The 17,953-nt window shown below is 60.2% G+C and carries 15 protein-coding genes; 11 read left to right on the top strand and 4 right to left on the bottom strand.

The window, feature by feature from the left end; translation table 11 throughout:
- Nucleotides 1-94: 94 nt before the first annotated feature.
- Nucleotides 95-1,978, top strand: a complete 1,884-nt coding sequence (locus tag Q7L55_13045; protein MDO8733477.1) for a hypothetical protein — start codon at nt 95-97, stop codon at nt 1,976-1,978.
- Nucleotides 1,979-2,011: 33 nt separating this feature from the next.
- On the opposite strand, the gene Q7L55_13040 is transcribed toward Q7L55_13045, so the two are convergent.
- Nucleotides 2,012-4,015, bottom strand: a complete 2,004-nt coding sequence (locus Q7L55_13040) for a hypothetical protein (protein MDO8733476.1) — start codon at nt 4,013-4,015, stop codon at nt 2,012-2,014.
- On the opposite strand from Q7L55_13040, the gene Q7L55_13035 reads away from it, so the two are divergent.
- Nucleotides 4,009-5,244, top strand: a complete 1,236-nt coding sequence (locus Q7L55_13035) for a glycosyltransferase (protein ID MDO8733475.1) — start codon at nt 4,009-4,011, stop codon at nt 5,242-5,244. The two genes, Q7L55_13040 and Q7L55_13035, sit on opposite strands and share 7 nt — an antisense overlap.
- Before the next feature lie 56 nt (nt 5,245-5,300).
- Here the strand turns inward: Q7L55_13035 and Q7L55_13030 are convergent, their stop codons facing one another.
- The gene (locus Q7L55_13030; protein MDO8733474.1) at nt 5,301-6,395 is read right to left on the bottom strand and encodes a glycosyltransferase family 4 protein; all 1,095 of its coding nucleotides are present in this window, start codon (nt 6,393-6,395) and stop codon (nt 5,301-5,303) included.
- A 107-nt stretch (nt 6,396-6,502) separates the two neighbouring features.
- Here Q7L55_13030 and Q7L55_13025 point away from each other — a divergent pair, with 107 nt between their 5' ends.
- The 9 genes from Q7L55_13025 (at nt 6,503) to Q7L55_12985 (ending at nt 15,132) form a co-directional block, all read left to right on the top strand.
- Entirely contained in the window at nt 6,503-7,633 is a 1,131-nt protein-coding gene (locus Q7L55_13025) for an aminotransferase class I/II-fold pyridoxal phosphate-dependent enzyme (protein ID MDO8733473.1), read from the top strand.
- Entirely contained in the window at nt 7,630-8,250 is a 621-nt protein-coding gene (locus Q7L55_13020; GenBank protein MDO8733472.1) for a sugar transferase, read from the top strand. Before Q7L55_13025 ends, Q7L55_13020 begins: the two co-directional genes overlap by 4 nt.
- A gap of 27 nt (nt 8,251-8,277) precedes the next feature.
- On the top strand, nt 8,278-8,898 hold the full coding sequence (locus Q7L55_13015) for a hypothetical protein (protein ID MDO8733471.1): 621 nt from the start codon (nt 8,278-8,280) through the stop codon (nt 8,896-8,898).
- Between the two features lie 34 nt (nt 8,899-8,932).
- Complete coding sequence (locus tag Q7L55_13010) at nt 8,933-9,586, top strand: transferase (protein MDO8733470.1); 654 nt, start codon at nt 8,933-8,935, stop codon at nt 9,584-9,586.
- Between the two features lie 44 nt (nt 9,587-9,630).
- The gene (locus Q7L55_13005) at nt 9,631-11,412 is read left to right on the top strand and encodes a nucleoside-diphosphate sugar epimerase/dehydratase (GenBank protein MDO8733469.1); all 1,782 of its coding nucleotides are present in this window, start codon (nt 9,631-9,633) and stop codon (nt 11,410-11,412) included.
- A complete protein-coding gene (locus Q7L55_13000) occupies nt 11,412-12,215 on the top strand; it encodes a hypothetical protein (protein MDO8733468.1) in 804 nt (267 codons plus the stop codon). The genes Q7L55_13005 and Q7L55_13000 overlap by 1 nt, the downstream gene beginning before the upstream one ends.
- Entirely contained in the window at nt 12,199-13,113 is a 915-nt protein-coding gene (locus Q7L55_12995) for an alpha-1,2-fucosyltransferase (protein MDO8733467.1), read from the top strand. Before Q7L55_13000 ends, Q7L55_12995 begins: the two co-directional genes overlap by 17 nt.
- A 79-nt stretch (nt 13,114-13,192) precedes the next feature.
- Nucleotides 13,193-14,320 carry a dTDP-4-amino-4,6-dideoxygalactose transaminase gene (gene rffA / locus Q7L55_12990; protein MDO8733466.1) on the top strand — a complete coding sequence of 376 codons (1,128 nt, stop codon included), beginning with the start codon at nt 13,193-13,195 and terminating at the stop codon, nt 14,318-14,320.
- Nucleotides 14,317-15,132, top strand: coding sequence for a glycosyltransferase (locus tag Q7L55_12985; protein MDO8733465.1), 816 nt, complete (start codon nt 14,317-14,319; stop codon nt 15,130-15,132). The genes rffA and Q7L55_12985 overlap by 4 nt, the downstream gene beginning before the upstream one ends.
- A 10-nt stretch (nt 15,133-15,142) precedes the next feature.
- Here the strand turns inward: Q7L55_12985 and Q7L55_12980 are convergent, their stop codons facing one another.
- Together Q7L55_12980 and Q7L55_12975 are read right to left on the bottom strand one after the other, a co-directional pair.
- Nucleotides 15,143-16,030: a glycosyltransferase family A protein gene (locus Q7L55_12980; protein ID MDO8733464.1), complete on the bottom strand. Its 888-nt coding sequence runs from the start codon at nt 16,028-16,030 to the stop codon at nt 15,143-15,145.
- Nucleotides 16,031-16,055: 25 nt separating this feature from the next.
- Nucleotides 16,056-17,915 carry an ABC transporter ATP-binding protein gene (locus tag Q7L55_12975; protein ID MDO8733463.1) on the bottom strand — a complete coding sequence of 620 codons (1,860 nt, stop codon included), beginning with the start codon at nt 17,913-17,915 and terminating at the stop codon, nt 16,056-16,058.
- Nucleotides 17,916-17,953 lie beyond the last annotated feature (38 nt).

Here is a 17,953-nt window from a genome sequence, read left to right as displayed (position 1 = left end):
CTCACCAGCGCCCTAAGCCAGCAGCGCATGGTCCGGTTGATCGTCCAGGGTGGGGTGCGCACGGCTTCGCGTAGGAATGTGGAAGTCTCGCCCGATGAGTCCAACTGAGACCCTGTCCGCGCCAGTTGAAGGCGCGCAAGTCAGGAAAATGATGTCGCCTGTTGCTCTCGGGTTCTTTGCGCTCGTGCCAGTCGCCCTCGTACTGGTTGCGCAGTGGGCACATCTCGGGTTCGGTGGATCGATCGCGAGCTCACTTCCAGTCGCTGATCCCAACGTATGGTCGGGTTGCGCGAGTGCCTTGGCTCACTTCTCAACACCGGAGAATCTGGAGTTTTGTCTGAGACGACCGTTGACCATGTTCCTCATGGCACCGGTTTTCGCCGCCGCCCCAACCAGCATTTCCGCTGTAATCGTGCTGCAGACGCTGCTGTTGTCCACCTTGTTCTGGTGGTTCCTTTGCGCGCTGCAAAATGCGCTGCCAGTCCGCGTTTTCACCATGTGGCTCGTGGCCTTGCTCGGAGTGTGGCCGATCGCTTACTACGGCACGCAGCTCAGCATCGAAGGTTCCGCTTTGGCACTCACACTGTTGAGTGCGGCCGCAGTGTTGCGTTTCCTCGCGTCCGGGCGACTGATCTGGGCCTTCGTTGCTGGAGGTACTGCTCTCCTGACATTACAGATGAGGCCCGGAAATCCGTTGTTGACATTGGCAATCGTGACAGGGGCAGTCGTCGCGGCTTGGCGGGCTAGCCGTCGCTGGTCTACGACGACTCTAATGGCGGTCGGCTTCGGTCTCCTGTGGTGGCTGCCGGACCAATTGTTGCGGTGGGCAGGGTGGGCCAACGCAGGCCATTCGACAAACTTTTGGTCCACTGTCTATTCGTCAGCCACGCCTGCCAATGACACATGGGAAGCGGCTTACGCGCGATTCGCTCCGGAAGTCGGCTGTGCCCCAACTGGCACTCCAGATCAGTGTCTTGGCCTGGAGTCGCAGCACTTCGCCGATCTCATGCGCGAAGGCGCGATTCAGGCGGTCCGGGACAATCCGCTTGGCTTGGTTCGGCAAGGTCTGAGCAACACGAGCGAGCTTCTCACCAGCGGATACCTCAACAAGGTGCTAACCATCCCCTATCCGGCTCGCATTTGGAAAGCAGGGCAATTCGCAGATTCGACCTTCCTTCTGAACGTTATCGGCCTGGCAGTTGCCACCCTGCTGTTGCTGGCTTCAGTCCTCCTGGCGGTGGCACTCGTCGTAGCGGTGGTGCGCATGCGGCGCGGAGCAACAATGCCGAGTGTGTTACAGGACATCGCACCTAGCCAACTACGAGCCTTGAAGATTTCACTCTGGCTCGGGCTCATCACTCTCGCAGGGCTTGTCGCCTTCTACGCATTCGTTGGACAAGACGAACAGCAGCGACACATGGTGCAAAGCATCCCGTTCATCTTGCTAGCAATCGGTGCGACAGTTACAGCGTTCATCGGGGTGCGCACCAAGACTCGAGCGCAGCAAACGCCGGCGCGAGAACCGCGGCGATGGCCGGCCGCAGTTCTCGGCCTCCTCGCTATAACGGTCGTCGTCGGGGCTGCCGTCGAAGGACATGTCAAAGGCGAGACGATCCTCCTTGCCCGCTCGTGCAGTGAAGGCGCAAGCCTTCAGGAATATCAAATCGTCGGACAGGCGCGCTGGGGCAGCGGCGTTGCGAGCGGTCCAACGGCCTGGCGAGAGCTGGCGAATACCTCTACTCGTTCGTTGCCGCAGTTTGACTGGATGCAGCAGCAGTTGCTCAAGTTGCCGTCGGGCAGTCTTATGAGGGTGAGTTCAACAGCTGCAGGCGAACAACTTCCCGTGTTCCTTTCTGACGATGTCGCCGCCTCCATGTCGAGCGGGCAGGGACCGATGGCGTTGTGCACGATGGTGCCATCTCGGTACGGCAGCTTTATTGTGCACGACCTGGAGCCCTATACGGGGTCGCCTAACTGACCATCTGCGTGCGCACGACCGCAATCTGTCCCGCTATGAAGTCTGATTGATCGAAGCAGTACGCGGGTAGCGTTGGAGCAGCGCGCCCATGCTGTCAAGGCCGATCACGTTGGATCCCTCGTCGAGCAGGATCACAGGCTTGGCCAGAACATCGGCGGACATTCCTGCGAGCGAGTCGTAGACGTCGCTCCACGCCTCGGTGTTGGTGAACCACTCCCGCCGAAGCCAGTCGACGATGGGCTGGGCGCCAGCATCGCTCGCGGAGAGGCCAGCCAGCAGTCGTGAGCATGAGTAGACGCGCTGCGGATCCGAGATGCGCGTGGGCGTGAGTGCCGACGGTGCGCCCGCTCCCTGGGGCAGGTACACGCAGGCGACTGGATTGGTGGCGATCGGCTGGGTACCGGTGCCGTTCACTTCGGCCGGGTACCAGTACGAGCTCGCGTTGTCGAATGGGATCGCTGGCGACCACGCTTGCGGACGGGCCTCGGCGAGCGCGCGCGGCAGCACTGTGTCGATCGAGAGCAGGAAGAAGACGATGACCAGAGCCACCCACTGCAGTGGTGCTATACCGCGATAACCCTTTGGTGCCAACACAAGTAGCGCAACAGGCAGGCAGGTGGCTGTCACTACCAGTGAGGCTATGAAGGTAAACTTCATAGCGCCGTAGTGCGGACCACCGCCGGTTGCCCAGGCGTCGAGGAAGGTGATGGCAAGTGCCATGCCAATCAGCAAGCCAAGTGGCAAGAAACGCATGTAGACGGAACGAGTCGCCGTGAGCGCCCACCCACCGATGTATGCGACAGCGCCTACCAGGGTCGTCACCGCGATGATCGCGAGGATCGGACCGGTTTGATCGGTGCCACCACCGGCGGCGAAGAGAGTGGAGTCAGACAGACCTGCAAAGACAACGCCCGCAACGACCCCAAGCGCGCCGCCATCGACTGGGCCAGCTGCCGTCGGTGTTGATTCCAGCACATAGGAGATCGAGCTCCAGATCGGCTCCCACACACATACGGCCGTGACAACAACAAGTGCGATTGCCACCCAGTCGAATTCGCGGCGCTTGACAAGTCGGCTGCCAACGACAGCAACGCACCCAAGCAAGACCAAGGCGGACAGTGCATTCATCGGGAACCAGACCGTTACCGAAATGACAATCGCGAGTGATGTGAGCAGGCGCGCACGGCGAAGGTCGACATCGGCTAGGAAGGTTGCTGCCCACAGCACTGCAAGGAGCACCACGTACTGGAAAGTCAGGTGTCCGTAGCCGATGGCCACGAGATTGCCGGCTGCGATCACGATTGCCGACAGCCAGATGAAGGGTGCCGGGATCCGTCGGTCATCGCCCTTGCGACGCAATCTGGCTTCGACCAGCGGCGCCAAGGCCAGTGGCGCAATGATCACGAAGAAGTACTGACCCATCACCACGGTGTTCGCAGCGACGGCCACCTCGTTGTATCCACCGAGCATGATCCACGAGACAACGCCCATGAGCGTGGCGACGAACACCATGACCAAGGCCAGTGGGCCGCCCATGGGTATCGACTGGACAATTTCCTGGCCGCTTGCCAACTGCGAAGTGAAGTCCAGCCATTTGGCGTTGTCCTCAGCCACCGAATGGCCGATCAGGAAGCTCACTGGGTGCAGGAAGGCAGGATCAGTTGTCCAGCGGGTGGTCAAGATGATCACGAAGGCGAGCAGAGCGCCCGTCGGCAGGATCGTTGTGACAAGTTGCCGCTTCAAATCCCATGGCGAGTCACCGCGGCGCAGCCACGCCAGAGCGGCAGGCACTGCCAGTGCTGCGAGCAGCAGCAATTGCAGCGAGGAACGGGTCCAATGCATGTCGAAACTGATGGCCAGGTTTTCGATGCCACCTGCGATCGAGATGCTCGCCACAATGGAGATGACCCACCAGGCAGTGCTGCGTCCCCAATAGAACGCGAGACCTGCGAGCAGCAGATATCCAAGGAGATAGGCGAGGTCCACTGAACGATCCTCTCCTATGCCGATGCTCGGGGTACCTTGGCCCAATGCCACCCAGCGTCCTCCATTTAAGCACGTATGACGCAAATGGCGGGGCGGGCAGAGCGGCCTTTGCACTGCATTCATCGATGATCGATCGGGGGATGGACTCCCGCCTGTGGGTGGGGCGCAATCAGCACAATGCAGCGGGCGAGACCCCTGTGCATCCGTTCCGATTTCGCGTCAACAGCAGTTTGGATCAGCGCGCATGGCGCCTCCAGCGCTCACCGACCAAATCCTGGCGATCACCGGCGTATTTCAGCTCGATCAGCGCTCGAGCAATCAATGAATCCGATGCTGATGTCGTGCATTTGCACTGGGTGACCGACGGGCTGCTCTCAATTCGTCAGATCGGTCTCATCACCAAGCCGATCGTCTGGTCGCTGGTGGATATGTGGCCCTTCTCGGGCACCGAGCATTACGGCAGCACAGCCCCCGATGCTCGCTGGGTTGCCGGCTACACCCGAGAAAATCGACCATCCAACGAGGGCGGCCTTGACCTGGACCGCAGGGCCTGGGAGCGAAAGCGCCGCGATTGGCGGCGGCCGATCACCTTTGCTGCCGCTAGCTCTTGGATGGCCGACTGCCTTCAGCGCAGTGCGCTGTTCCGTGCTGCGCCCGTGGTTCGCGTGCCGCATGTACTCGGCAGTGCCTTCAAGCCCGATGCGGATCAGGCCGCAGCCCGTGCTCGTCTGCAGCTTCCCGCCGATATCCCCCTCATCCTTTTCATCAGCTCAGGCGGCATCACTGATGAGCGCAAGGGATGGGATCTTCTCGAAGCGGCCCTTCCCGTAGTTCGCGCTCGAATGCCAAGGGTCGAGGTTGTCATCCTTGGTCCAGCAAGCCCTGATCACCAATCACCCAGCGGAGTGCCGCTGCATTGGGCTGGTTCAATCGACGGTGATGAACGACTTGCTGATTACTACGCCGCAGCCGATATCACTGTGGTGCCGAGCCGAGAGGACAACATGCCTCTCTCGGCCATGGAAGCTCAGACGATGGGACGCCCAGTCGCCGCCTTCAATATCGGTGGGCTTCCTGACATCGTCGCGCACAAGAGCACCGGATATCTGGCTCAGCCATTCGATGTCGATGATCTGGCAACGGGGATCATCACCTGTTTGAACGATCGTGATAACGCTTGCGCTTGGGGCAAGGAGGCCGAAGCTCGCGCACAGCGAACCTGGTCGCCTGACGTTGTCATCCCCCGACTTCTTGATGCCTACGCAGCGGTGATGCCTTGACCACTCCACCGCAATCGGGCATCTGACAAAGGCCGCGGCCCGGGTCGGACGGAGCCCTAGAGGCCAAGCAGGTACTTGATGAATGCCTGCTGCACTACTCCAGCTTCAAAACGATCCGCCATGAGTGCGCGAGCTGCGCGACCCTGATCTGCGCGCAACACCGGATCCCGCAGCAAGGCACAGATCCGATCTGCCATCTCGGCGAAATCACCGGTAGGCACGAGCGCTCCCGTCTGGCCATCGATGATCGCGTCGCGAGTGCCCGTCACGTTCCAAGCAACCACCGGTACTTCCGATGCTGACGCCTCGATCACGGCATTCGGAAGTCCTTCACGTCGGCTCGGAAAGCACAGCACGCTGAGGCTGCGAAGGAATTGGGGCACTTCGGCAACATGACCCACGAGCCTGACCCGCGAGTCGGACTCCAACCAATCGCGAGTGCTCAAATCGATCGGATCTGCGCTGTCGAAATCCCCAGCAACTGCAAGCCGCACGTCAGGCAGCTGCTCGTGCACAAGTGCCATGACCGCGCGCAGATCGTCAATGCCCTTGTCTGCGGCGATTCGGCCCAGGAATCCGACCGTGGGCTCGGAAGCTGTCTGCGGGGCGTGGAATCGCCCGAGATCAACCCCTTGCGTTGCTCCGAAGCCGAGCACGATTGGCCGCTGCTTGCTGAGCCCTGCACTCACCACGAGATCGGCCAGCGAGTTGGAGACTGCAATCACCTCGGTGGCCGCAGCCATCGCCATCTTGTCTGTCAGGCGCAACAGCCGGGCACGTCGACCTTCGAAGCCATCCCACCTGCCGCCCCAGACCTCCATGATCCGATGCGGCACTTTGGCGTTTCTGGCGGCCAGCATTGAAATAAAGGCCGCCTTCGGCGTCGCTCCGATCACATGGGTCGGACCAAGCTTGCGAAGAAATCTCCGCCAGGCAATCAGGCTCCTGATGTCAGATATCGGCGAGATCGAACGAGTCATCGCAATGAGGTGGACGTGCACTCGCGGATCGACCATCGCATCTTCCGGGAGTGATTCACCCAGCACGACATGAACCTCGCAGCCGGCATCTGCGAGCAAGGCAAATCGTTGGCCTTGCAGTGTCAGACTCATCGGCACGGTGAGGCCGAACACGATCACGGGCGCAGCCATAGAGCGACACTAGTGCGCTCGCAGGAGCCCTTCGCTGCACTCTGCAAGGCGTAGTCTTTGCTCGGCGCCGGGCCGCGGTGGCAGATGCGAGGGATGACATGAGCAGCATGCGTGAGCGCATCTATCTCTCGGCACCCCAAGTCACCGAGATCGAAATCGAGTACGTCACCGCTGCACTGCGCAGCGGTTGGGTTGCACCGCTTGGACCTGACGTCGACGCATTTGAAGCCGAGATCTGCGCATTCACTGGCATTGGCCACGCGGTCGCCTTGTCCTCGGGCACCGCTGCACTGCAACTTGGGTTGATGGCACTGGGAGTGCGGCCAGGTGATGACGTGATTGTGCCGACTCTCACCTTTGCCGCAACGGCATTCGCCGTGCATCACGCCGGTGCTCGCCCAGTCTTCCTAGACGCCGAGGAGCAGAGCTGGAATTTGGATCCGCAATTGCTGGCCGAAGTTCTAGGAGCACGCGCAGCTGAAGGGAACCTGCCGTCGGCAATCATCCCGGTTGATCTATTCGGGCGCACTTGCGACTACGCCGCGATCACTGCGATTGCAGCGCAATTCGAGGTTCCCATCCTCGAAGATGCCGCCGAGGCATTGGGCTCCTCGTGCAATGGAGTCTCGGCCGGCGCTTTCGGGCAAGCCGGCGTCTTTTCCTTCAATGGCAACAAGGTGATGACCACGAGTGGTGGCGGAATGTTCGTCACAGACAACCCGGACCTTGCGAGCAAGGTGCGCTACTGGTCGACTCAAGCGCGCGAACCTCTGCCTTGGTACGAGCACGTTGAAATCGGATACAACTACCGACTCAGCAATGTGCTCGCAGCTCTTGGCCGCGGCCAACTGAGCCGCTTGGACGAGATGATCAAGCGCCGCATCGCCAACCGTGCCCAGTACGACAGCGCAATAGGCGGGATCGATGGCGTGGCTGTTGTCATGGACCCAAAGTGGGGTCCGGGCAATGCCTGGCTCACGAATATTCGATTTGATTCTGCATTGCATCCGGGAGCCCCTGAATCCATTCGATTGGCTTTGGAAGCACTGAACATTGAGTCGCGGCCGGTATGGAAACCCATGCATCAACAGCCGGTCTTCGCCGATGCAGAGTCGTACCTCACAGGCGTCGCCGACCGGATCTTTGCCGATGGCCTGTGCCTGCCCAGCGGCCCTCAAGTAACTGAGGCCGACATCAGCCTCGTCTGCAAAACCATTGTCGGAGTGCTGGAGCAGTGAGCGGTTGGTACGCAGGATTCGGCAAGCGGCTGTTCGATTTGATTGCCGGCCTGATTCTGTTTGTCCTGACTCTGCCAATTCTGGCGATTACGGGTCTTCTGGTGCGTCTGAGACTGGGGCGTCCAGTGCTCTTCAGACAGGAGCGACCCGGCAAGGAGGGGCGCAGTTTCACCCTCGCCAAATTCCGCACGATGCGCCCTGGAACCTCACAGACGGTGAATAGCCAGGACGACGCCGAACGGATGACCGGATTTGGTCAGGCCCTTCGCTCCACCAGCCTTGACGAACTCCCAGAGCTCTACTCCGTGATCAAAGGCGACATGAGCCTGGTCGGACCACGCCCGCTGCTAGTCGAATATCTGCCGCTCTACTCACCGGAGCAGGCACGCAGGCATGCAGTGCGTCCCGGCCTCACTGGTCTGGCACAGGTCAGTGGGCGCAATGCCGTGAGCTGGCCCGAGCGCTTGGCGATGGATGTTTGGTACGTCGACAACCTCTCGCTCAAGCTCGACCTATCGATCCTGTGGCGCACAGTGCGGGCAGTCGTGCGTCGCGAGGACACCGCTGCCGAAGGTCAAGCCACAATGGCTCCCTTCGAAGGCAATGCCGGGGAGTAGGCGAACAGGCTCGTTAGTCTTAGTGCGATGACCTCCGCCGCTCGATTGATTCCACTGTCGCTGCGCGTGCGCATCGGGCGAGCGAGAGTCCGTGCCCTATGGCCAGTCACTGGTTTCGGCGTTCCAGCACCGCAGCACGTCAAACTCAACGTGCTGCGCCGCTATGGATATGCACGAGGGACGTGGGTCGAAACCGGCACTTACCTTGGCGACACCACGCATGTGCTCGCACAGCAGGCAGCGCACGTCTACACGATCGAGCCGAGTGCCTTCTTGGCCCAACGAGCACGTGAGCGTTTCAAGAGCGTGCCGAACGTGGAGGTCTGTGAGGGATTGTCCGAGCACTTGCTGCCGGGCATCCTGGACAAGATCAGCGGACCCGTTTCATTCTGGCTCGACGGTCACGCCTCAGGTGGACTCACGCATACCGGACCGCAAGTCACGCCCATCCGTGAGGAACTCACGAACATCCAACTGCATCTGCCGTCGATGCCGCAGCTTGCGGTCTTTGTCGATGATTTCCGGGGCTTTGGCGAACGCCATGAGCAAGATGGCGCCTACCCCTCACGCTCATTCCTGGTGCACTGGGCCGACTCAAATGACCTGAATTGGACTGTCGAGCACGACATCTTCGTGGCCTACCGCTAGCGGCTACCCTCTCCGAGGACGGAAAGGACTCCACATGGGCTCAAGGCAAGCGGTGATTGTCGGTGCCGGCGATCACGCAGTGAGCGTGGCCGAGACGGTGCGCTCTGCGGGCTATGAGTTAGTCGGATTCACCAGCAAGGACGACTTCGGTTCCACGCTCTTCAACCTTCCCGTCACACGGGAAATCCCAATGGATCATCTTGCGTCCGGTGGAATGGTGATCCTGGCAATCGGAGACAACGCCACTCGGGAGAGCGCTTGGATGCGGCTGGCAGCCACCGTGCCCGTCGAACAACTCCCTGCCGTCTTTCACGCTTCGGCGATCATCGCCCCGGCCGCTCAGATTTCTGCCGGGGCAGTGATCATGCAAGGCGCGATTGTCGCAAATCAGGCGCGAGTGGGCTTTGGATGCCTCTTGAACACTGGATCCATCCTCGAGCATGAGTGCGAACTTTCAGGCTTCGCATCCCTTGCTCCCCGGGCGGTGACCGGCGGCCGAGTCAGAATTGGCGCCCGCACCGCGATATCCATCGGGGCAGTTCTCAAGCATGGTCTCACGATTGGCGAGGACACCGTGGTCGGCGGATCAAGTTACGTCGATCGCGATCTTCCCTCTGGCGTTGTCGCCTACGGAGTTCCTGCGCGCGTGATCCGCTCGCGCGAACGCGGGGATGCGTATCTTGGGTAACCACGCGCGAGACAAGCACGTCAGGCGTTCCCGAGGAGAAGTCCGTGAGAAGTAGCAAGTGGCTGCAACACCGCCTGCTGCAGAGCAGCTGGGACGCCTTCTCCTGGATCATCGCTGTGCCAATCGCGCTGATCCTTCGCTACGACTTTGAGCCACAGGGCAACGCCCTCATCATCGGCTTGCTAGCAGGTATTGCAGCGGCGATTCTTCATGTGATCACCGGATCGCTGTTCCATCTCTACCGCGGACGCTACGTCGTCGGATCATTTGATGAAGTGCTCGGCGTCACACTGGTCACTCTCTTTGTCGGCGTCATCGGCAGCGCGATGGCCTTCATCCTCCCCGCTACTGAGTTTCCTCGTTCGACGTTTATTTTGGCCACCGGCATTGCCGGGGCCAGCATGCTGGGGGCACGCTTTGTCTGGCGCAGCGCAAGGCAGCAGACCGCCCTTCGACGCGAGGGATCGCGCACGTTGATCTATGGCGCTGGCGATGCCGGTTCTCAGATCGCGACCTTGATGCTGGCCGAGCGCAGCAGCAACTTCCAACCCGTGGGCTTTATTGACGACGATCCCAATAAGCAACATCTGCGTCGCGCTGGCCTGCGCACATTGGGAACCATCGATCAGCTCGAGGCGATCGTCTCGGCACATGAAGCCGATGTCGTACTCGTGGCTATTGCCCAGATCACCGCGCCACGACTCCAAGAGCTTGACCGCAGATGCACACCACTCGGTGTGCGGGTGCAGGTCATTCCAACTGCCTCCGAAATCGTCGGTGGAGCGGTCAAGCTCGGTGACATCTCAGATGTGACCGAAGAAGATCTCATGGGTCGCCGACCGATTCGCACCGACGAAGGTCAGATCACCGATTTCTTCCGCGGTCGCCGGGTGCTCGTCACCGGTGCCGGCGGTTCGATTGGCTCAGAGTTGGCCAGGCAGTTGACACGCTATTCACCCGGACGCCTCCTGCTGCTTGACCGCGATGAATCAGGTCTGCATGCCCTGCAGTTGACCCTCGACGGCAGCGGCACTCTGACCTCACCCGATCTCATCCTTGCCGATATTCGCGATGAACAGCGGATGCTCGAAATCTTCAACGAACTGCGTCCAGAGATGGTTTTCCACGCAGCGGCGCTCAAGCACCTGCCGCTGCTCGAACGCTTCCCGCAAGAGGCCATAAAGACGAATGTGCTGGGCACGCGCAATGTGCTCGCAGCCGCACTTGCCAGCGGCGTCGAAGTATTCGCGAATATCTCTACTGACAAGGCTGCCGATCCGACCAGCGTGCTCGGCTACAGCAAGCTCATCACCGAACGACTGACCTCTGGCATGCCAGCCAGCACGGGAACGAAATACGTGTCGGTCCGCTTCGGCAACGTTCTTGGTTCACGCGGCTCGGTGATCGAGACTTTCCGCTACCAGATAGCCAACGGCGGTCCGGTCACTGTGACTGATGAGCGCGTGACTCGCTATTTCATGACAGTCAGCGAGGCCGTGCACCTCGTTCTTCAGGCATCCGTTCTTGGTGGGCACGGCGAAACTCTCATCTTGGACATGGGCACTCCCGTGCGCATTGCCGACGTCGCTCGCCAGATGATTCATCGTTCGGGCCGTGACGTCGGAATCAAGTTCACCGGCCTACGCCCTGGCGAAAAGCTTGATGAAGTTCTTGTGGCAACTGGAGAGAGCGCTGAGCGACCTCTGCACCCACTGATCTCGCACACCGTTGTCACCGCTGCAGACTTCGACTGCCTAGCGGGACTTGCTGATTCATCCGTTCCACTCGACGCGCTTCGCAATCTGGCTGTCGGCGACCACGACTGATGAGCGAACTCGACAGCATCGGAGTGGTGTCGGTTGCTACCAACCAATATCTCGACTACTGGTTCGACATGGCGAAAAGCGCTGACTTGCATCTTTTCCAAGGTCACGAAGTAGTCCTGCATGTCTTTACCGATCGAGCAAAGGACGCGCGTGAAATGGCGAAGTCACTCACGCGCGTGAAGGTCGACGCAGTCCAAATCGACGCGCTTGGCTGGCCCGAAGCCACGCTTCTGCGCTACGAAATCTTCAATTCCCACCAGGAGCATCTGCGCGAGGATCTGCTTTTGCATCTGGACGCCGACATGCTGCTGGTTGAAGACGTGGGTGCAGAACTAGATCCGAAGCAATGGAATAACGGCATCGCACTTGTGCGCCACCCTGGATTCCGGCGTCCGTCTTTCTGGCATCGCATTGCTTTGTATCTCCGCAAGCCTCGCCTGGCCATTGCCGATGCCCGACTCAAAGCGCTCGCAGGTGGCCTCGGTGGTTGGGAGTCCGATCACCAATCGCTCGCGTATGTTCCGCGGACATTGCGGAAGTCCTATGTGTGCGGTGGTACCTGGATGGGTCGACACTATGAGTTGGTGTCGATGATCGGCGAACTCGCGAAGCGCACTCGCACCGATCTCGACTCTGGCGTCATCGCCGTCTGGCATGACGAGAGCCACCTCAATTGGTACTTCTCACACCACGCCACAACCATTCTTGGCAGCGAGTATTGCTACGCAATTGGCTATCCCAACATCACCGATCTACACGCGCGCATCATCGCTGTGGACAAGGGCAATGAACGAACTCGCTGATCCCACCCGACTTGGCATCACCGCCAATCTCGTGGGCGGTCTAGGCAATCAACTCTTTCAATACGCAGCAGCTCGCGGTGCGGCGGGCCGCCTTGAATGCCCGATGTTCGTTGACGTAGCAACGCTTGCACGGCTCAACCCCAACGACACCCTGCGCGAATTTGCGCTGGGATGGCTGTTGGATCCCGCGCAAGTGGTCGACTCTGGAACAGCCGCAGAGTCCGGACGATGGAGCGCGGCACTGCGACGGCGATTGCCTGGCATCTCGGTGGGGCGCACCTTCCAACAACAGGGCTTCGCCTACGACCCCCGCTTTGAAAAACTCCATCGGGGCGCAATCCTCAGCGGCTACTTCCAATCGTGGAGGTATTCCGCCAATGTGCAGGATCAACTGCGGCAGGACATCCTGAACCGCATTCCACACTCAGCATGGTTCGACGAGACCACGGACCTCCTCAATTCGCTCGGACCGTGGATCGCCGTACACGTCCGGCGAGGCGACTACCTGCAGGCGCGAAACTCCGCTTATCACGGCCTGCTGGGGCTTTCCTACTACGCGCGAGCACTTGCACGCCTTCGCAACAGTGGCGAGCCGGTCGTGATCTTCTCAGATGAACCTGAAGCGGCCCGGGCATTTCTAGGGCCTTTGGCCGCGCAGGCACTAGTTGTCGATTCGCCACCGCAAGCGCATGAGGCCGAGAGCATCGAACTGATGTCACAGGCTTCGGCCGTGGTGACCGCAAACAGCTCTTTCAGTTGGTGGGGCGCTTGGTTGGCCGATCCGGCAACGACCACTGTCGTGTGCCCAACTCCCTGGCTGGATCAAGCCGGGCTGGACGAACACGATCTGCGCCCACCTCAATGGATCACCATCGACTCAAGCTTTGGTCAGCAGTGAAGCTCGCACAGATCTGCCGGTGGTCACCAGGGCGAATTGCCTATGCTGGGTCGCCCCTACGCAGTGCATCGGAGTGCGCGTGATCCCGTTCAACCGTGCCTCATTCCATGGCAATGAGCGCTCCTACATGGAGCAGGCGATCACCAACGGCTCGATCTCAGGCAATGGCTCGTTCACTCGCAAGGCCGAGGCCGCTCTTTCCGAGTTGCACGGCGGGGCAACAGCGCTCTTGACGACAAGTTGCACGCATGCCCTTGAGATGAGTGCACGACTGCTCGATCTGCAGCCAGGCGACGAGATCATCGTGCCCTCGTACACCTTCGTTTCAACGGCTAGTGCCTTCATGTGGAATGGCGCGCTTCCGGTGTTTGCTGACAGTCGCTCTGACACCCTCAACATTGATCCTGAAGACGTCGCCCGGCTGATCACCCCGCGCACCAAGGCCATTTGCATCGTTCACTATGCAGGCGTCGGCGCTGACCCGAAGGTTTTTGCAGATCTCGCTGCACATCACGGTGTGCGACTCATTGAAGACAACGCACACGGACTCGGTGGCAGCTTTGAGGGTCAAACTCTTGGCACCTTCGGTGCGATGTCGACTCTCAGCTTCCACGAGACCAAGAACATCACCTGCGGTGAGGGCGGAGCGTTGATCATCAACGATTCAGCCCTTGTGGAACGCGCAGAGATCCTTCGCGAGAAAGGCACCGATCGCGCACGCTTCCTTCGCGGACAGGTCGATAAATACACCTGGGTCGACAAGGGCTCCAGCTGGGTGATGTCCGACATGCTTGCGGCGATCCTCACTGCACAACTCGAGCGCTTCAATGAGATCCAGGATCAGCGCTTGCTGCTCTGGAATCGATACCAAGATGGACTCGTTGAATGGGCTGACCAAACGAACGTGATCCTGCCGCGCATTCCGAACGAGTCAACGCACACGGCGCACATGTTCCATCTGCGCTTGGAGTCTCTGGAACGACGAGATGCATTCATTGCCCACATGCACGAACGTGGAGTGCAAACGGTCTTTCACTATCAGGCGCTGCATGAATCGCCCATCGGCTTGAGCCTGCACGAAGACCACGCCTGCATGGTCGCGAGCGAGGCCTCGCACACCCTCGTGCGGCTGCCACTGTTCTATGACCTCAGCGACGCTGATCAGAACACCGTCATCGATGCCGCGACGGCTTTCCGCCAGACATGACCGAAGAAATGACGAACGACGGCGCAGGTGTCGCAGCTCCGCAGGCAATCGATGTGCTGCTTCCCACCCGGGCGCCGGCCCCCTGGCTGGCTGAGACCTTGGACGGCCTGCTCGCCCAAACTCATCGCCAATGGCGACTGGTGGCCGTCGTCCACGGCGAAGCGAGCGAATTGACCGCCCTGATCCTGAACAAAGTGCCTGATGCTGTGATCGTGTCGATGCCAAGCAGCGCCAATCTTCAGCACCTGCTCAATGCAGGTCTGGACGCCTGCACCGCCCCCTTCGTCGCTCGTCAGGATAGCGACGACATCCCGGAGCCGACCAGACTGGCTGAGCAACTTCGCTTTCTGCACGAGCATCCAACTGTCGTTGCTGTCGGCTGCTGGGCCACCGTCATCGATGAGCACGGTGCTGCGATCGGCATCCGTGAGGTCCCAAGCGGTGACGACTCGCTCAAGGGTCTGCGGTGGAAGACCGTGCTGATTCATCCCAGTGTCATGTTCCGACGCACAAGCGTGCTTGAGGTCGGTGGCTATGACCAGGGAGCGACCAACGCCGAGGACTACGAGCTTTGGTTGCGCTTGGCGACGCGAGGCGAGTTGGACAACATGACAGAGCCACTGTTGCGGTACCGCGTGCACTCCCAGCAGGTCTCCCGGGCCCGGGCAATCCCGCGTACGACCCGCGCCATCGTGGCGAGGTCGCGACGCGCTTTGGCACGCAGCAGGAATGAGTCTTTGCTCATGGCGCAGTTGCGCCAGATTGTGTGGTCGTTGCCACAGATAAGTCGCAGTGTCCGGCGTCCTTCTTAGAACTCTTTGATTACAACACTGGCCGTGCTGGCAATTCGGCTGGCGGCTTGAAGGGAGCCGTCGCCATGCCCCATCGGCTGACCGCGAAGTTGAGATAGGAATGCCCGGCCTGCTTCCTTCCCAGAATGAGGCGCACCATGGATTTGCACAACGCCCATGCGGAACTCAGCAAGGCACGAGCGCGGAATGCAAGAGTCGGCGATCCTCGGTGCGCCATTGCGATCGTTGCGAGCCGCCCATTCCATTTCGCCAGCTCGCGCTGCTGCGACCAAGCGAGCGGTCGCACTCGATCCTCTTCGATCACGACGGTGTCAGCGATCAGTTCTACAAACCCAAGAACACTCATTCGAGCCAACAGATCCATGTCTTCTGTGCCAGCCAGGTCGAAGTAAGGATCGAAGCGAACCTCGGCAAATGCCTTCGCTGGCAGTAACAATCCGCTTGTGCCCGCCGGTGAGAGTTCAGTGATGTTGACCGCGTCAACAAGAGGTTGCAGTGCAATGTCTTCTACTGGCACGGATGGCACATGGAGATATCGCGATCGGATCACGGTTGATGGGTGCTCAAGCTGCTGCGCGCGCATCTCCTGCACCCAAGCTGGAGGAACCACCGCATCGTCGTCAATAAAGCAGACCGCCGTGCTGACTGCGACATGATCCAGAGCCGTGTTGCGCACAGAGGAATATCCCGAACGCTCTTGAGTCAGATAGTCGAGTGCAACGGGAAAACTCGGCGCGAAATCTTCGACCACAGATCTCGCTGACTGCGCAACATCGTTATCGACAACCAGAACGCTCACCTCAGCTGGCCAATCTTGAGATTTCAGAGATGACAGCAGGCGAGTCAAAGTGTCTGGGCGAGCTCGAGTGCAGATAGCAATGACCAGCGATTCGATCATCTTTGGACTCTCATCACCGTTTGGGTTACGACAGTCCGAGCAGATGCGCCTGCTGCGCGAAATTTGGAACTGCCGCGATGACTTCGTCGAAACTGCCTTGCGCCACGACTCTTCCGGCTTCGAGATAGACGACGAGATCGCAATGTCGAACAGTTGCCAATCGGTGCGCGACTGTCACGATGGTGACTTCGCCCTCGAGTTCTTGAAGGGTGTCGACAATTGCGCGTTCGGTCTCAGCGTCGAGAGCGCTCGTAGCCTCATCGAGCACCATCAGGCGCGGCCGCGTGTAGAGAGCGCGTGCGATGCCGAGCCTTTGCCGCTGACCGCCACTGAGTCGAACTCCCGATTCGCCAACGATCGTGTCGAGTCCTTGACGGGCATCTTTGAGGAAGTCATCCAGCCGAGCGGACTTCAGGGCTTCCCAGACTCGATCGTCATCAATAGAGCCTGCGGGGAGTCCGAGCGCAACGTTTTGCCGGATGGTTCCGGCCGCAATGGCGACGGCCTGAGGTACATAGGCCAGTGCGCCAGGCCATTTGCTCACGGCTTCCAAGGGCGGGAGCCCACCAATGAGAACGGACCCCTCAGCAGGCTGCACCACCCCGAGGATTGCATCCGCGAGGGTCGATTTGCCCGCGCCGGTCGGCCCGACGAGCGCAACTGATGAACCGGGCGTGACAGCGAGACTGACCTCGTGCAAGGACGGTGCGCCTGTGGTGTCGTAGGAGAAGGTGATCTCCTTGACCTGGATCGTGGCTTGGAAGTCTGGGTAACCCTCGCGGATCCGTCGCGTCAATTCATCGATCCCGACAACTGCATACGAATCCGCAGACATGTCCCTCGTCGGACTTGCTGCGAGTTCCTTGGCCAATTCAATCGTGGGCTTGGCCATGCCGCTGGTGATGCGAATGCCGAGAGTCGCCCCTTGTAGCCGCAACATCGAGGGCACCACACGGGAGCCGGCGGCCAGGAATACAGCAATGGTCGCCATCGCCGCCGACGCATCCTTGAGCAGAAATTGGGACCAGGCGAGCAGACCCGCGCCAACGATGAGTGCGATTTCGAAGACGTACTTGGGAACCAAGGCCATCAAACTGAGATCCGCCTGCACTTGGGCGGCAGTCCAGCGCAGGGCCTGGAAGCGCTCGACATAGAGGCTACGCCGATTCGAAACGAGCACTTCGCGGTAGGTCGAGACCGACTCTTGAACCAAGGCGGTGCTGGCTACCTCGGCTTCTGAATTCGTCGTTCCAAGTCGATGGGCTCTGCTGGACATGATGCGCTGCAAAATGAATGCGATGCCTGCGAAGAAGGCCACCGCAAACAAGGCAACGACCGGATCCAGCAGCAGCAAGCCGAGCGCGAGTACTCCAAGCAAACTGAGTTCTGAGCAGACGGTCACGGCCTGCCCCAGCACCCCGAGCATCGCTGAGTTCACTCCGGTCGTCAAAGCGAAGGCAGTCTCCTGACTCTGGCGACGTTGCACCTGAATGAGCGGACGAGCCAACAAGGTCGATGCAAGTTGGCCAGAGACAATCGCTTGACGGTAGGCCAGGAAGCGCAGCACTCGCCGAGTCAGCAGCACATTGACAATGCTCTTGGCAATCAAGAGAAATCCGGCGACGATGCTGAGGCGAATCGCGCTGCTGATGAGTTCGTCTGGAGTGGAGTCAGACGTGCCAAGAACAGAACTCACCATGCTTGGCAGCGGCGTTCCCGAGACGGCCGAAGTGGCCATTGCTGCGACGATGCCGAAGACTGCCACTCCTGCCGCGTCAAGCAGCGACGAGAGCATCTGAATGCCGGTGACGAGTCCCAGTTTGCGACGATCGGCCTTCTGCAACAGTGCAAGGCTGTCGGCAACAGACGTCCAAGGCCTCAACAACTCACATCCTCCGGGTTGCTCCGTCGCACTCGGGCCGC

The sequence above is a fragment of the Actinomycetota bacterium genome (assembly GCA_030650795.1).
Lineage (GTDB): Bacteria > Actinomycetota > Actinomycetes > S36-B12 > S36-B12 > UBA11398.
The sequence above is the reverse complement of the archived record's forward strand: the minus strand, read 5'-3'. Positions and strand labels throughout refer to the sequence as shown.

Bases quoted from the DNA above. Each gene is read 5' to 3' on its own strand.
- Q7L55_13045 (MDO8733477.1), top strand. From the start codon at position 95: ATGAGTCCAACTGAGACCCTGTCCGCGCCAGTTGAAGGCGCGCAAGTC.
- Q7L55_13035 (MDO8733475.1), top strand. From the start codon at position 4,009: ATGCCACCCAGCGTCCTCCATTTAAGCACGTATGACGCAAATGGCGGG.
- Q7L55_13030 (MDO8733474.1), bottom strand. From the start codon at position 6,395: ATGGCTGCGCCCGTGATCGTGTTCGGCCTCACCGTGCCGATGAGTCTG.
- Q7L55_13025 (MDO8733473.1), top strand. From the start codon at position 6,503: ATGCGTGAGCGCATCTATCTCTCGGCACCCCAAGTCACCGAGATCGAA.
- Q7L55_13015 (MDO8733471.1), top strand. From the start codon at position 8,278: ATGACCTCCGCCGCTCGATTGATTCCACTGTCGCTGCGCGTGCGCATC.
- Q7L55_13010 (MDO8733470.1), top strand. From the start codon at position 8,933: ATGGGCTCAAGGCAAGCGGTGATTGTCGGTGCCGGCGATCACGCAGTG.
- Q7L55_13000 (MDO8733468.1), top strand. From the start codon at position 11,412: ATGAGCGAACTCGACAGCATCGGAGTGGTGTCGGTTGCTACCAACCAA.
- Q7L55_12995 (MDO8733467.1), top strand. From the start codon at position 12,199: ATGAACGAACTCGCTGATCCCACCCGACTTGGCATCACCGCCAATCTC.
- Q7L55_12985 (MDO8733465.1), top strand. From the start codon at position 14,317: ATGACCGAAGAAATGACGAACGACGGCGCAGGTGTCGCAGCTCCGCAG.
- Q7L55_12980 (MDO8733464.1), bottom strand. From the start codon at position 16,030: ATGATCGAATCGCTGGTCATTGCTATCTGCACTCGAGCTCGCCCAGAC.